Here is a 13190-nt window from a genome sequence, read left to right as displayed (position 1 = left end):
ATACTGGCTTTCATGCTATTTTTTCGGTCGTTTATTTGTTAGCTAAAAGCGAGGGAGGCTGCGCTTGAATCACGAGTGGATAAAAATGCCTAGCAGTTATCGCTATAGGCTAGCCTTGGCGAAGTAGTGACGGAATAATTGATAGAAGCGAGTGACATGTATTGGTTTCTCGCCTTTATATTGATGTAAAAAATAAAAATGCCAAGCTTTTCCTCTCACCTCTGGTAGCACTCGAATGACTCGTCCGTTAGCGAGATGAGATTGTGCTAAGAACTCCGGAAAAAATGCGATCCCCATATCATGCAATACCATCTCAAGTACTGTTGCCAGTGTATTTACTCGGGCGTGATGTGTCACTTTCACTTGTCGTTTATTGGCTTGATTATTATCAAATAATTGCAATTCATCATGTTGCCAAGGGGTCGCGATAAACTGCTGTTCGATTAACTGTTCAACATCTTTTAAAGTACCATGTTGTGTGATGTAGCGAGGTGAAGCGATTAATATCTCTGATACCTTTCCTATTGATAGTGCTCGGTAGCTGCAGTCTTTTATATTTCCCCCAAAAATTGCCGCATCTAGGTTGTGCTCTATCAGATCTTGCCATTTTCCCGTGACAAGAACTTCAGGCTGAAGTTTTGGAAACTCTAAACTCAACTGTTTTAATGCAGGAATAACAATATGTTGCTCAAAAAACGGAGGGACGGATACTTTAAAGCTACCGCTAGGCTGCGATTTGGCACTATTTAACTCAATTAAGGTCATATTTAGTTGTTCGCTAAATAATTCACTGCGGGCGAGTAACGCTTCTCCAACGGCTGTTAATACAAGACCTCGAGTATTACGTATCAATAATTGTTGACCGGTTGTTTCTTCTAAGCGCTTAATTTGTTGGCTAATTGCCGACTTACTCAGGCCAAGCTTGTTAGCCGCCTTTGTAAATGAACGTTGATTGGCCACTTCAACAAAAATTAATAGTAAAGGCGCTAATTTTACGCTGTTCATAAATTTAAACAGTAAGTTAATTATTGGGTTATTGTTTAGTGTTAATCGTAAGCATAAGCTATGTCAACTCAATCATTTAAGGATTTAGAAAATGACAAGTTTAGTGATCGTCGATGTGAGCCCTATAGATAAAACGCAACTATCAAAATACAGCGCCCTAGCTGCTGAAACATTGAAAGCCTTTGGTGGGCACTTCATCGCCAGAGGTGAAATAGAGAGCTTACATGGTGAAGTTGAGCACCCAATTAAAGCCGTCATCGAATTTCCAGACAAGAAAAGCGCCCAAAATTGGTATAACAGTGCAGCATATCAAGCGATTATTCCAATCCGAGAGCAAGGGATGCGCAGTCAGTTTCATCTCGTTTAAATTTGATTTAAACCGCCGGAGTGGCATGACCGAGGTAGGCAGCGCTAGCTGGAGGTGAAAGACCTCCGGCTAGCCGATTATGTTGGTGGTTCCGAGGTCGCTACTCTTTGGTTTTTTCGAATGAACAGCAAGTGCTGATTGTAAAATTCACTTTCGATACAAGCATGTTGCAACGCCTTCTTGTATATTGAAGCTACAAATATATCTGCCAGACTAAAGTGTGTACCTATAGCATATCCCGATTCATTACAGAGAGTTGCGCTTAGTCGTTCAAGGCAATGTATAATCCAATCTCCGCGGAGTTTTCGTTTAGATGGTTCATCGAGCTCAGGACGAAAAAATTTGAGCACAGTTCTATTTTGAGGTGAATGAATACTTGAGTTTACGTATTCACAAACACGACGAATATTGGTTTTTTGGTTGATATTTTGACTAAGTAAAGGACCGTTCTGAAATTTTTCCTCTAGATATTCGGCGATAGCCATCGATTCCGAAAATACAAAACCATCTACAGCCAAGGAGGGAACATAGCCAAAAGGGTTAATGGCTCGATAGCTGGTTGCCAATTCATTGGCGCTAAGCTCAATTTTTTGGTGTGGGATAGCTTTGAAATTGAGGATCCATTCTACTCTTTGCGAGCTATTTGATCCTTTCGCGCTATACAGCAATATTTCCATGTTTCCTCCGAAAGTATAAGTGTTGATTCAATAAAGTCCTTTATGCTAACAAGGGAATTTCCTATTTTAAGGCTGTTGGAGAAACTCATATTACCACTTTCATTAGGATTTTAAGGAATTGAACGTATATCGACAAACGATAGATGCTCATAGGAAAGGACTCGTAGAAAGCTGAAAATGAAGAATACTAACTGACCTCACCGTGAACTGGTCGTTGCTTGGGAGGATGATAATAGGCAGTGATTGCGGGCGCATCAGCAGATAAATGACTGCTGATGCGCAAGTGCTGAGTTTTATTGGCCGCGAGCGAGATAGCCAATTTGGTAATATTGTTTTTGCTCACTTGGCTGGGTGCTGGCTTGGTTGAGCCAGTTCAGCTTCAGCGAAGACCAGTTAGAGCAGTCGAAGCCAATCAGATCGGCTGTATCTGTGCTTGTTGATTCGATACAAGCGTAAGCTTGCTGCTCTGGCATCTTTATTTCACCTTCAAGTAGCCAGCTTTTCACCGAAGGGCGACCGAATTGCTCACTCAACGCGGCAAAGCCAGGACTGCGCAAAAAGCTCGCCATTGCTGAGGTATCTTTCCATAGGTAAAAAGGGGCGTAACTATTGACCGTACTGAAGTAGTCTGGACTATCTTTGATTGAATATAAATAGGCCTTGAATACTAATCCGGGGTAGCCATCGAGTAGATGGGCTTTTTCTTTAATCCTTGTTTGAATATTGACCATGTTGTAATCGGCCGGAAGGATAATTCGATATTGCATGGCTATCATAGAGCCTCCGTAGTGAATATCTGACCTTGACTAAAAGACCAATCTTCAGCGTGGTTGAAACAAATGACCACCATTAAATCGGCAGGCGCGAGGTCCAATTGTTGCTGACACTGCTCTGCCAATTGTTGGTACAAGTTTTGTTTTTGCAGGCTGCTCCGCGGGCGCCCAGCGGTGATTTGAATGAGCACATAATCATCGCTTCTGCCGGGACTCAAATAGGTGGGGTGAATGACTCGATTCTCGCTCTCATATTCATCAAATAGTTGAAAACAATCATTGGTCGGTACTGCAAAGCAAGACGCTAAGCTTTGTTGTAGGATCTGGCTGAGCTTTTGTTTGTAGCTGCGGTTGTGTCCGCGGAGTAAAGATATTCTGACCATTGGCATGGAACTTACCCCTGTGGTTCGATACGAGAGAGGCTACTGACCGCCGCTGGCCAACCTGCGTAAAAAGCCAAGTGGGTGAAGAGTTCCCCCAGCTCTTCCTTGGTTAAGCTATTTTTTTCTGCCAGGGTTAAATGAAACGGCAGTTGTTCGGTTCGGCCTAAAGCTGCCAGTGCCGCTAATGTTATAAGGCTGCGCTCTCGTGGACTTAATAAGGGGCGCTGCCAAACATCAGCAAATAAGACTTGCTCGCTCAGTTGTTTTAATTTTGGGGCATAACGAAATAGTTGTTCGGTGTTGTTCATGATCTTTCCTCGAATTTTGGGGTTGCTACTTGAAATACCCATTGATTCTGGCATGATGTGTTGATACATAAAATCAAAACATTTTTGATTAATTGTTTTGAATTTCAGGATAGTTTGAGTGAGCCAACAAACCTTAGATCTTCAGGCCTTACGTAGCTTTGTATTGGGCATGGAATTAAACAATTTCGCGCTTGCTGCCAAGCGCTTACATCGTTCAAGTTCTGCGGTGAGCGCTCAATTAAAGAAGTTAGAGCAGCAGACGGGTTGTCCCTTAGTTAAAAAATCAGGTCGCCAGCTGTTGCCGACTGATAGTGGAGAGCAGTTGCTTAGTTATGCAAGACGCCTATTAGCATTAAATGATGAAGCGATGGCGGCTTTGGTGGTTCCCGAGTTAACCGGGAAGCTGCATTTTGCGATGCAGCAAGACTTTTCTGAGAGCTTTCTGACTCAAGTGCTGGGACAATTTAGTCGCGCTTATCCGCAAGTTCAATTGTGTACTAGTGTGACCCGTAATCAACAGTTAGTTCAAGGCATTGAGCAAGGGCAATATGACTTAGCGCTGGCCTGGGATGCCGGTCAAAGTTGCGCTAATCAACAAGTTTTGGGTGCGCTTCCCTTGCTGTGGTTAAGCCATCCTAACTTGTCGCTGGAGTCATTGTTGCGACGTCGACAAGCCCTACCTTTGGTGATGTTTGAAGCACCCTGCTTAATGCGGGAGAAGGCCAGTGCAGCACTCGATAAAGCGGGAATTCCCTGGAAGGTGGTTTATAGCAGTCAGAGTTTGAATGGAATCTGGGCTGCGGTGGAGGCGGGTTTGGGGGTCACCGTACGCACCAGCATTGGCTTGCCAGCCAGCCTTTTGGCCATTGATGATTTATTGCCATCCTTGGGGAATTTAGGATTATTAATGCATCGCACCGAGGGAGCGGAAAAGCCGGAAGTTGTTCGCTTAGGAGAGATTGTGCGCCAGCAAGTCGTTAGTCGCTGTTTAAAGTTGCCGGCTTAAGCCCGCATTGTTGATGGTGAGTGAGGTTTGTTGCATGGTGATGATGCAGGCTCGCGATCAAGTATTTAAGCCTAGTCAATGGTTCGTCTCAGGGCAGCCCTGAGCAGGGCAGCCCTTGCTTTAATGAATCACAAATGGCACTCAAAATTGCGCCAGTATTTAGCCCATCATTAGCGTGCTAAAGTAATACACTGCGGCATAACCCACGGTGTAAGAAATCAGCAAATAGAGGAAGTAGCGTAAATAACTACCAAAGGTTAAACCATCAATTTTACTCATGGCAACAATGCCTGCAGCTGAGCCGATCACCAGTAAGGAACCGCCCACACCAACTGCGTAAGTCAAACCCAGCCAATCTGGCGCTGACATGCTAATACCGGCTTTCAATAAGGCCGCGGTGAGTGGCACGTTGTCGATGGTGGCAGACATTGCGCCCATTAGATAGTTAGCGGCGATTGGTGGTAAGACTTCGTATACCGAAACCAGCTGGTCGAGTACATCTATTTCTTTCAGCATGCCAACCAATAGCAAGATCCCGAGGAAGAATAGTAGGGTTTCAAATTCAATGACTCGAATGTATTCCAAAATCGAATCTTCGTCTTGGTCTTCGTTAAAGAAGCGGGCGGTGAGGAACATTAACGACATGCCAAATAGGAAACTAAGCACAGGCGGGATTTGATAGAGCGCATTGCCAAAAATGGTACAAACAATAGTTGCCAGAAAGATCATCGCAATAACCGCATCTACTTTGCGAACTTCGGTAATATGACGTTTGATTTCAATCGTATCTTTCATGCCAACAGAGAGCATTAGTGCTAACAGTAATACCGAGAAGAACGAAGGGATCGACAGTAATAATAGATCGGTAATGGTGACCTTATTGGCAAGGAAAATCATCAAAGTTGTAACATCACCGGTGATCAATGCTACCCCACCAGAGTTGACTGCAAATACCACCAGAGTGGCAAAACGCAGGGTTTTCTTGCGGCTTAAGTTGAGCGATAGGATCAAGGTAACCGAAACGAGTGTGGCGGTGATGTTGTCGGCTAAGGAAGAAAAAACGAAACAGAAGACAGCAGTTAGAAACAGTAGCGCTTTTTCACTAATTTGTTTTGGTAAGAAAAAATAGATAAGATTTTCAATCATACCTTTTTTATTTAAATAGGCTACGAAGGTCATTGCCGCCACAAGGAATAGCCATAATCCAGCAATTTCTGAGATGTTTTCCCCAAGCCCATCGATGACTTGTTGATGCTGCTCCCCCTGTCCCTGAAAGATGAATAACAGGATCCAGGCCAAAGTCCCCAAAAACAGTGTGACCTTGGCTTTATTGACGTGAATTACATCTTCTAGAACTACACCTAACAGCGCCAGTACGGCGAAGCTGATTAGTACTACCTCTAAGATTGGAGACATCTTTTTTCCTTGTTAATTAGCTAATGGGTCGGCATTGCTTAAAGCGATCGTCGGCCAATGAGTGCGGCAAACAGCTATGGAGAAGCGCTGTTGATAGAATAAATTGACGGCGAATTATAGGACTAAAGTGCCAGCAGAAAAAGCCTTGTAGCATTTTAGATCCATTTTTTTTACAAAACTCTTTTTATTCATTTACTTGTCGCTGTGGGTGTTTGAATTGTGTTGAGCTTTGTGGGTTGGTGTAACAAAGGGCGGTTGGCTGTAGTTTAATTGGGAGGTTAGAGAGGAACTCAGCGAGGATGATAAGCTTAGTTGATCAGGGGGACTCAAGCAGCCAAGATTTTGGCTGCTTTTTTGCTTCACCGTTAAAAATCAGGGAAGCCCGAAGCTTCCCTGATTGTTACATAAAAGGTCTGCATTACTACCGATTAGTAGTCGTCATCATAATCTTGATCGAGATGGCGTTGTAACTGCCTACGCTCGTGGTATTCATCAATGCGGCGACGAGCTTTGGCTTTGTCCCGCTGAGTTTTATGACTTTTTGCGTTATGGAGTAGGTCTAGTTCGTCCCATTCGTCCATATCGTCAAAGCTTGGTTGTTTCATAAATCTGCTCCAACACTGACTTCATCGAGTTCAAGCGCGCTCTCATTATCTCTGGCTGTTGTGAGATACGAAAAATGTACCTTAAAAGTATAGCCTTGAAAGTGAAGCTTTTGTTAAGTCTTAACACTTTTGCGTAGTGGGTCGAGCTTGCTTTTGTCAGGAATTCCATTACCTTTGTAGCTGAATGTGGTGTGATGTGGTCTTGCTGTTATCTTTGCTTCTAATAAATAGAACATTCCTTAACATTAAATTCGATTTTATTAGATGGCGTTATCGGTAATGCTAATCCACTAGAAAATGTTAAAGCAACAAAAAGGACTGTTATGCAGTTTCGTAATACCGCCAATGGCTATGGTTTCATCTCGATTATGATCCATTGGCTCGCCACCATCATTGTGCTGATGTTGTTTGGTTTGGGCCTGTTCATGGTGGATTTGAACTATTACTCGAGTTGGTATCAAACCGCGCCGATGATCCATAAAAGTGTTGGGATCTTATTGTTTATTTTAATGGTTTTTCGCTTATGTTGGCGCTACTTAAATCCTCAGGTCTTAAGCCTTGAAAACCATCATCCCTTGGAAAAACGTGGCGCTAAAGTCGGGAATTTTCTGCTTTACTCTGTGATGTTTGTATTGATGGTTTCTGGTTATTTGATTTCCACTGCCGATGCTCGTCCCATCTCTGTATTTGATTGGTTCGAAGTGCCGGCTACCTTGCATGGTATTCCTCAGCAAGAAGAATTTGCAGGCAAAGTACATGCGTTTCTTGCTTGGAGTTTAATCGCTTTGGCGGCCGGGCATGCCTTGGCTGCTGTAAAACACCACTTTGTAGATAAAGACCGAACATTAATTAGGATGTTGAAACCCGCTCGTATACTAATGAAAGGAATAAAAAAATGAAAAAACAGTTTATTGCTGCTGCATTTGCGGCAAGCATGTTCGCTTTACCGGCCAGTGCCGCAGATTATGTCATTGATACCCAAGGCGCTCATGCCTCGATTAACTTTAAGGTTAATCACTTAGGTTACAGTTTTGTGGTTGGACGCTTTGATACTTTCGATGGTGAATTTAGCTATGATGCGGCTGCTCCAGAGGCGACTCAGGTGAAAGTTAATATTGATACTAAATCGGTAAATAGCAATCACGCTGAGCGTGATAAACACATCCGCAGTGGAGACTTCCTAGAGGTTGATAAATATCCGCAAGCCAGCTTTGTGAGCACCAAGTATGAGGCCAGTGATGCAGAACATGGCAAGTTGTACGGTCAACTTACCTTACGCGGGGTGACGAAAGATATTGTGATTGATGTGAGCAAAGTTGGTGAAGGTAAAGACCCTTGGGGTGGTTACCGTGCTGGTTTTGTTGGTTCAACCCAGTTAGTGATGAAAGATTATGGTATTCCGATGAATTTAGGCCCTAAATCCACCTCTGTAGAAATGGATTTAGTGATTGAAGGTCGTAAAAAGTAATCCTGTTGTAGCCTAAATGCGCAGCATAGCCTCCTAGCTAAGATGCCCAAGTGAAATATCTAAACTTCACTTGGGCATTATTTTCTCAAAACCTACTCTGCTTCTTGGTTGTGACTTTTAAGCGATGGAGAAGTATTTTCTTGAAACGGTTTTCAGTCTATTTATTTGTGGTTCCCCCTATCAAAAAAACATAAATTTTTGATTAATAGCCAAAAATTTATGTTTGCCATTGTCTTTCTGAGGCATCACATTTACTCTTATTGAGTTTTTTATCTTCATAGCTGAGCGATGTAGAACGGATTAGCTGAAAGCTCAACACAAGGAGTGTGGTGTGATAATTGGTATTATGTTTGGTTTAGTCATCGCTGCGGTATTGGTTTATCGACTGCGCTATATTCATTGTACTTTTGTCTGTGAGCTACGCTCTGGCAAAGTGAATGTTATCAAAGGCCATCTACCGAGCTCATTTATTTATGATTGCCGCCAAATGATGCGGGGAAGGAAAGTACTCGGTTTAATCAAAGGGATTGAAAGCAATCAACGATTACATTTGCATTTTTCTTCGTCTATTGATGTGGCAGACCAGATCTATTTGGAAAAACAATTTCCGCACAAACTTTATAGTCAAAAAACTTCAGAGACCAGCAGTAGCGTTTTTCTCGATTAGCCTGCGGCCTATTACCGAGCTTTTTTACTCTGGTGATGTTATCGACCCATCACTTCAACTGTTGTGATATATGGCTGCTTTTTAGCGCTTTAGCTTTTTGGGTAAAGTGAGTAGATGAGGCTGATTTAGAGCGCGTTTAATAGTTTTTATCAACCATATACAAAATATCATGCAGAACATCATCGATAAGGCGAGCGCTATATTTTCGAGGGTTGAGAGTTCTTTTGCTGGCCAGCCATGGTTGGCCATAGCTGGGTTCGCTATAAATAATGTTGCAGCCGATGCTGCGAGAGTCAATTGATGTTTCATAAAGCACCATATATTAAATGATAACTATTCGCATTTAGTGTATAGTGCTTTTTCTCAATATACAAGTGACTTTTGTTTATAGGTGAGAGGTGCGTAACTTAAACATTCTTTTTGCTTCCGTAATGACTAAGTCGCGCAGCGGGTTTTCTGGTGTATCGTTCCGCCAAATAAAAGACAGTGAGCGTTCAATGTTAAGTTCAGGTACATTGAGTACGACCAATTCGCCACGCTCTAAAGCTTTTATCACATCCAGATAGGGCAGGCAGCTAAGATAACTATTGTTAGCGACCAAAGAACGAAGCACCGGTACATGCTCATATTCGCGATGCACTTTTAGGCTTTCGATGGTGCCTTGAATGGCACTATCAAATACTCGTCGTGTGCCTGCTCCGGGCTCACGTAATACCCAACGTGCTTGCTCCAACTGAGCAATGCTGACTTTTTCGAGTTTGGCGTAAGGATGGTGGGAGGCGGCAACAATCACTAAGTGATCATTACACCAGATGTGGTGAGCGATACGGTCGTCATCACAACGCCCTTCAATGACCCCAAGTTGGTAGTCGTAGTTAATTAGGCCATTGATCACTTCAGCGGTATTTTCTACTGAAAAGTTAATTCTCAATTGAGGGAAATCGTTATCGATCGCGCTAATTAGGTCGGGGATCAAGTGTTCCGCTGCGGTTTGGCTGGCGCAAAGTTGTAGTTCACCACTCACCAAGTGCTGGTTTTCGAAACCTTCTTCTATTTGCATTGCATCGAGTAATAGCTGTTTGGCTTTGGGTCTTAGCCATAGACCCCATTGACTTAATACCATCCGTTTGCCTCGACGGTCAAACAAGGGTTTACCTAACAGTTTTTCTAATTGTGCGAGCGACATGCTGGCTGCTGACTGGGTTAATGCGAGGTGTTCAGCTGCTGCGCTGACACTACCATGGGTGGCAACGGCTTCAAACACGGTTAATTGCTTTAGGGAATAACGCATTAATCACTCCAGTGAGTATCGGATGACGGCCAACTTTCAAGCCTAGCATAGTAAAGCTAAGTGCTATCAATAGTTTTGATAGCGGTCATAAAAATTATGCGCTTACTGCGGAGCAATTATCTGTTTAAGGTAGTGTCACGATTAGCTACCGAGCGGCTGAGCTGCTTTCAATAAAGGTTTTTGTGGGAATGAATCAACAGCAACCCGAGCGTTTTAATGCCCCATTTGTAGTATCAACAAGTAAGCCAAGTGCCTTGCCTGTTCATGCTTCAAATGCTGCTTTAAGCCCGGATCAAATGACACAGTACGCCGAACAGTATGCCTATAAGAAGGCGAGTGGCAGTACTGGTAAAACTTTGAGTTTAGCAATTAGCGCAGGAATATTTATTGGTCTTGCTTTCGTTTTCTACATTACGGTGACCACTGGCTCAGGACAACAATTGGGCTGGGGCTTTAACCGCCTATTTGGAGGTTTAGCATTTAGTTTAGGTTTGGTACTGCTAGTGGTCTGTGGCGGTGAGTTATTTACCAGTACGGTATTGTCTATTATTCCTCGGGCCAACGGTAAGTTGAATACTCGGCAGATGCTCGCGAACTGGAGCAAGGTTTATTTAGGTAACTTTATTGGTGCCATCTTACTGGTTGGAATTGTCAGTGGCGCCAAGCTTTATCAATTGGATCATGGACAGTGGGGCTTAAATGCCTTGGCGATCGCACAACACAAATTAGAGCACAGCTTCTTGCAAGCCGTATTGTTGGGAATGTTGTGTAATTTGTTGGTGTGTTTAGCGGTATGGATGACCTTTAGTACCACGTCGAGTGCAGCCAAGGGCGCATTAGTGATTTTGCCTGTGGCGATGTTTGTGAGTACCGGTTTTGAACACATCGTGGCCAATATGTTTATGGTGCCTTTAGGGATCGCAATTAAAACTTGGGCTGAACCATCGTTTTGGAGCGATTTAGGGATTCAATCCAGCGCTTTTGCTCATCTTACTTGGTCAAACTTTTTTTGGCACAACGTCATTCCAGTCACTATCGGTAACATCATTGGTGGCGCAGTGATTGTGGGCTTGGGCTATTGGTCAATCTACCACCGTAAGCCACAAGCAAAAATCCATTCAAGTTCTATATCTGTTTTATCAAATCAAATTTCTGGTCCTATCGGAGAACCAACTATGCAAAACTTAAAATCGATGACTGTTGCCGACATTATGTCACCGGTAACCACCCCCTTAAGCCCGGATATGACTCTGGCGACAGCCTGTGATGCATTGTTGGCGAATGGCTTGTTTGGCTCTGTGGTCGTGAATCAACAGATGGAATTACTTGGGTTTGTTTCTGAATTAGAAATTTTACGTAAGTTATGGCTGGAAGATTACAGCAAACCAAGTGCGACTAACGTAGAAAGTATCATGCAAAAGGACGTAATGACCGTGGCTCCTAATCATAATTTACTTAAACTAGCAGAATATATGAGTGTTGATGTTGCTCAAGTGTACCCCGTTTCTGATTCAGGTGTATTGTTGAGCAGCACTCATCAACCACTTGAAGAGCGGCTACGTAACAGCAGTGTTTACCGTCCGAAGATTTTCCCTGTTGTTGATAACGGTAAGTTAGTCGGTGTTGTTACTCGTCATCAAGTACTGAAAGCCTTGCGTCCAGCACTCGGTGCGCCAGCCAAAGTTGAAGCCGAGACTTTTAAAGCAGTTGCTGAATCATCAGTAGCTTAAGGTAAACTAAGCGTTTGTCGCTGCTGTAAATAGCGCAGCGCTTGTTGGCTGATAGAGGCGGTTGAAGATGATTCTCCCGCCTTTTTTAATGCCTGCTCGGCCTCGGGATAAGGTTGCAATTCCAGATAGAGCAAACCGAGGTTCAAGTAGTTGTGGGCTGGTTCGGTGTCGGGATAGTCAAGCGCTCGCTGTAAGCTATTGATACTTTGCTGCCATAGCCTTTGTTGCGCTTGTGCATAAGCGAGCTGTTGATAATGTTTCCTGCTCGGCTCAAGATTGAGCGATTGACTAAAACAGCTGGAAGCTTGCGGGTAGTCTTTGGCGCTTAGCCATAATTGGCAGCGTTTTTGGCGTAGTTTGGTTTGCCCTGCCATGCGCCCTTGCTGCATGCCTTGTTGTAATACCAAAGCTGCTTGATAAGGCGCGCCTTGGCTTTGCCATCGTTGACTGAGTAAAAGGTAGGGTTCGCTATTTTCAAATAAGTTGGCTTGAAAGGCTTGCTGTAAGTAAGCCAGCGCTTTATCGGGCTGTCGTGCTTGTTGTAACAGTGCTACCAGAACCAGATAAGCTTGAAGTTGCTGTCCTTGCCTCAATAATACTTGCTGTTGCACTCTGATGGCTAAAGGCCAGTGTTGTTGTTGGCTATAAATACTGACAGCCAGTGGTAGCCAAATTAAAGGAGGCACCGCGGGTTGTTTGGTTAAAGCTTGAGCGATGTGTTGTTCTGCTTTATTCCAATGTCCTAGCTGAGCATGCGCCTGCGCCAAGTAAAATTCACTATCGGCCAATACAGGGGGGGGGAGCTGTTGTGCTTGCCAAAGGGAAAAAGACGTAATGGCGGCCGACCATTGCTGCTCTTGTAATTGTAGCTGCGCAATTTGGTAGAGAGTGCTGTTTTGTTGGTCATCGGAAAGTTGCTGTAAATGGTAAGCCTCTTGCAAATTGTTGAGCGCTTGAGCATAAGTTTGCTGTTCCAGAGCAACTTGACTTCGATAAAGCAAAGCAACGGTTTGTGCGTAAGCCCGTTTTTGTTGTTGATATTGATGATTTAACTGCTTGAGATAGTGTTCGGCCTCTGTGAATCGTTGTTGTCGCAGTCGTTGTGCGGATTGTAGCTGACGGCTTTCGCTTTGACTTAATTTGGCCGCATTGCTGCTAAATGAAATAAATATAATTGATAGTACGATTAAGTATTTACTGTTCATGCAAATTAAACTCAATCAGCTGGCGCGTTATAAAGCTTACTGACCGTTGTTGTTGATACTTAATGGGGAAACGCCAGTTCTGCACGGCACGGCGTGCAGCCTGTTCGAATATCAGGGCAGGCTCGGCCGCTAGTACTTTGATGCTTGAAGCCTTTACTCTGCCATCGGAGCCGACCATAAATTCTAGTTCAACCTTGCCTTCGAGGTTGCGTCGTTGCGCATTGAAAGGATATTGCGGTTTTACTTGGTAGCTCGGTTGAATTCCGAGTATGAGGCGAAGCGCCTTGCC

At 43.8% G+C, this 13190-nt stretch carries 16 protein-coding genes; 6 read left to right on the top strand and 10 right to left on the bottom strand.

Annotation, left to right across the window (positions count from 1 at the left end; translation table 11 throughout):
• Window positions 1–102: 102 nt before the first annotated feature.
• Window positions 103–1005 carry a LysR family transcriptional regulator gene (locus ACRRSX_RS17675; protein ID WP_432451901.1) on the bottom strand — a complete coding sequence of 301 codons (903 nt, stop codon included), beginning with the start codon at window positions 1003–1005 and terminating at the stop codon, window positions 103–105.
• Window positions 1006–1096: 91 nt separating this feature from the next.
• Between ACRRSX_RS17675 and ACRRSX_RS17670 the strand changes: the two genes are divergently transcribed.
• Entirely contained in the window at window positions 1097–1372 is a 276-nt protein-coding gene (locus ACRRSX_RS17670) for a DUF1330 domain-containing protein (protein WP_432451902.1), read from the top strand.
• Between the two features lie 77 nt (window positions 1373–1449).
• Here ACRRSX_RS17670 and ACRRSX_RS17665 read toward each other — a convergent pair whose 3' ends face one another.
• From ACRRSX_RS17665 to ACRRSX_RS17650, 4 genes are all read right to left on the bottom strand, one after another.
• Entirely contained in the window at window positions 1450–2049 is a 600-nt protein-coding gene (locus tag ACRRSX_RS17665; protein ID WP_432451903.1) for a glutathione S-transferase family protein, read from the bottom strand.
• Between the two features lie 293 nt (window positions 2050–2342).
• Window positions 2343–2825 carry a DUF4865 family protein gene (locus ACRRSX_RS17660; protein ID WP_432451904.1) on the bottom strand — a complete coding sequence of 161 codons (483 nt, stop codon included), beginning with the start codon at window positions 2823–2825 and terminating at the stop codon, window positions 2343–2345.
• A complete protein-coding gene (locus ACRRSX_RS17655; RefSeq protein WP_432451905.1) occupies window positions 2822–3211 on the bottom strand; it encodes a tautomerase family protein in 390 nt (129 codons plus the stop codon). Before ACRRSX_RS17655 ends, ACRRSX_RS17660 begins: the two co-directional genes overlap by 4 nt.
• A gap of 5 nt (window positions 3212–3216) precedes the next feature.
• The gene (locus ACRRSX_RS17650) at window positions 3217–3513 is read right to left on the bottom strand and encodes a carboxymuconolactone decarboxylase family protein (protein ID WP_432451906.1); all 297 of its coding nucleotides are present in this window, start codon (window positions 3511–3513) and stop codon (window positions 3217–3219) included.
• A gap of 118 nt (window positions 3514–3631) precedes the next feature.
• Between ACRRSX_RS17650 and ACRRSX_RS17645 the strand changes: the two genes are divergently transcribed.
• Window positions 3632–4519, top strand: a complete 888-nt coding sequence (locus ACRRSX_RS17645; protein ID WP_432451907.1) for a LysR substrate-binding domain-containing protein — start codon at window positions 3632–3634, stop codon at window positions 4517–4519.
• Window positions 4520–4678: 159 nt separating this feature from the next.
• Here ACRRSX_RS17645 and nhaD read toward each other — a convergent pair whose 3' ends face one another.
• Window positions 4679–5926 (bottom strand): sodium:proton antiporter NhaD, encoded by a 1248-nt coding sequence (gene nhaD / locus ACRRSX_RS17640; protein WP_432456146.1) that lies wholly within the window; start codon window positions 5924–5926, stop codon window positions 4679–4681.
• 437 nt (window positions 5927–6363) lie between these two features.
• A complete protein-coding gene (locus ACRRSX_RS17635) occupies window positions 6364–6540 on the bottom strand; it encodes a PA3496 family putative envelope integrity protein (protein WP_432451908.1) in 177 nt (58 codons plus the stop codon).
• A gap of 323 nt (window positions 6541–6863) precedes the next feature.
• Here ACRRSX_RS17635 and ACRRSX_RS17630 point away from each other — a divergent pair, with 323 nt between their 5' ends.
• The 3 genes from ACRRSX_RS17630 (at window position 6864) to ACRRSX_RS17620 (ending at window position 8675) form a co-directional block, all read left to right on the top strand.
• On the top strand, window positions 6864–7439 hold the full coding sequence (locus ACRRSX_RS17630; RefSeq protein WP_432451909.1) for a cytochrome b: 576 nt from the start codon (window positions 6864–6866) through the stop codon (window positions 7437–7439).
• On the top strand, window positions 7436–8008 hold the full coding sequence (locus ACRRSX_RS17625; protein ID WP_432451910.1) for a YceI family protein: 573 nt from the start codon (window positions 7436–7438) through the stop codon (window positions 8006–8008). The genes ACRRSX_RS17630 and ACRRSX_RS17625 overlap by 4 nt, the downstream gene beginning before the upstream one ends.
• A gap of 331 nt (window positions 8009–8339) precedes the next feature.
• Window positions 8340–8675: a DUF3634 family protein gene (locus ACRRSX_RS17620; RefSeq protein WP_432451911.1), complete on the top strand. Its 336-nt coding sequence runs from the start codon at window positions 8340–8342 to the stop codon at window positions 8673–8675.
• 385 nt (window positions 8676–9060) lie between these two features.
• On the opposite strand, the gene ACRRSX_RS17615 is transcribed toward ACRRSX_RS17620, so the two are convergent.
• Window positions 9061–9966, bottom strand: a complete 906-nt coding sequence (locus ACRRSX_RS17615; RefSeq protein WP_432451912.1) for a LysR substrate-binding domain-containing protein — start codon at window positions 9964–9966, stop codon at window positions 9061–9063.
• Window positions 9967–10154: 188 nt separating this feature from the next.
• On the opposite strand from ACRRSX_RS17615, the gene focA reads away from it, so the two are divergent.
• Window positions 10155–11696 (top strand): formate transporter FocA, encoded by a 1542-nt coding sequence (gene focA, locus ACRRSX_RS17610; RefSeq protein WP_432451913.1) that lies wholly within the window; start codon window positions 10155–10157, stop codon window positions 11694–11696.
• On the opposite strand, the gene ACRRSX_RS17605 is transcribed toward focA, so the two are convergent.
• Both ACRRSX_RS17605 and ACRRSX_RS17600 read right to left on the bottom strand, forming a co-directional pair.
• Complete coding sequence (locus ACRRSX_RS17605; RefSeq protein ID WP_432451914.1) at window positions 11693–12901, bottom strand: tetratricopeptide repeat protein; 1209 nt, start codon at window positions 12899–12901, stop codon at window positions 11693–11695. The two genes, focA and ACRRSX_RS17605, sit on opposite strands and share 4 nt — an antisense overlap.
• Window positions 12891–13163 carry an energy transducer TonB gene (locus ACRRSX_RS17600; RefSeq protein ID WP_439022903.1) on the bottom strand — a complete coding sequence of 91 codons (273 nt, stop codon included), beginning with the start codon at window positions 13161–13163 and terminating at the stop codon, window positions 12891–12893. Before ACRRSX_RS17600 ends, ACRRSX_RS17605 begins: the two co-directional genes overlap by 11 nt.
• Window positions 13164–13190 lie beyond the last annotated feature (27 nt).

The organism is Agarivorans sp. QJM3NY_30, assembly GCF_050870855.2.
GTDB lineage: Bacteria > Pseudomonadota > Gammaproteobacteria > Enterobacterales > Celerinatantimonadaceae > Agarivorans.
This window is presented reverse-complemented; position numbering and strand designations above follow the sequence as displayed.

Coding starts and splice junctions, on each gene's coding strand:
- ACRRSX_RS17625 (WP_432451910.1), top strand. CDS start 7,436: ATGAAAAAACAGTTTATTGCTGCTGCATTTGCGGCAAGCATGTTCGCT.
- ACRRSX_RS17630 (WP_432451909.1), top strand. CDS start 6,864: ATGCAGTTTCGTAATACCGCCAATGGCTATGGTTTCATCTCGATTATG.
- ACRRSX_RS17650 (WP_432451906.1), bottom strand. CDS start 3,513: ATGAACAACACCGAACAACTATTTCGTTATGCCCCAAAATTAAAACAA.
- ACRRSX_RS17655 (WP_432451905.1), bottom strand. CDS start 3,211: ATGCCAATGGTCAGAATATCTTTACTCCGCGGACACAACCGCAGCTAC.
- ACRRSX_RS17615 (WP_432451912.1), bottom strand. CDS start 9,966: ATGCGTTATTCCCTAAAGCAATTAACCGTGTTTGAAGCCGTTGCCACC.
- focA (WP_432451913.1), top strand. CDS start 10,155: ATGAATCAACAGCAACCCGAGCGTTTTAATGCCCCATTTGTAGTATCA.
- ACRRSX_RS17675 (WP_432451901.1), bottom strand. CDS start 1,005: ATGAACAGCGTAAAATTAGCGCCTTTACTATTAATTTTTGTTGAAGTG.
- ACRRSX_RS17605 (WP_432451914.1), bottom strand. CDS start 12,901: ATGAACAGTAAATACTTAATCGTACTATCAATTATATTTATTTCATTT.
- ACRRSX_RS17635 (WP_432451908.1), bottom strand. CDS start 6,540: ATGAAACAACCAAGCTTTGACGATATGGACGAATGGGACGAACTAGAC.
- ACRRSX_RS17665 (WP_432451903.1), bottom strand. CDS start 2,049: ATGGAAATATTGCTGTATAGCGCGAAAGGATCAAATAGCTCGCAAAGA.
- ACRRSX_RS17670 (WP_432451902.1), top strand. CDS start 1,097: ATGACAAGTTTAGTGATCGTCGATGTGAGCCCTATAGATAAAACGCAA.
- ACRRSX_RS17660 (WP_432451904.1), bottom strand. CDS start 2,825: ATGATAGCCATGCAATATCGAATTATCCTTCCGGCCGATTACAACATG.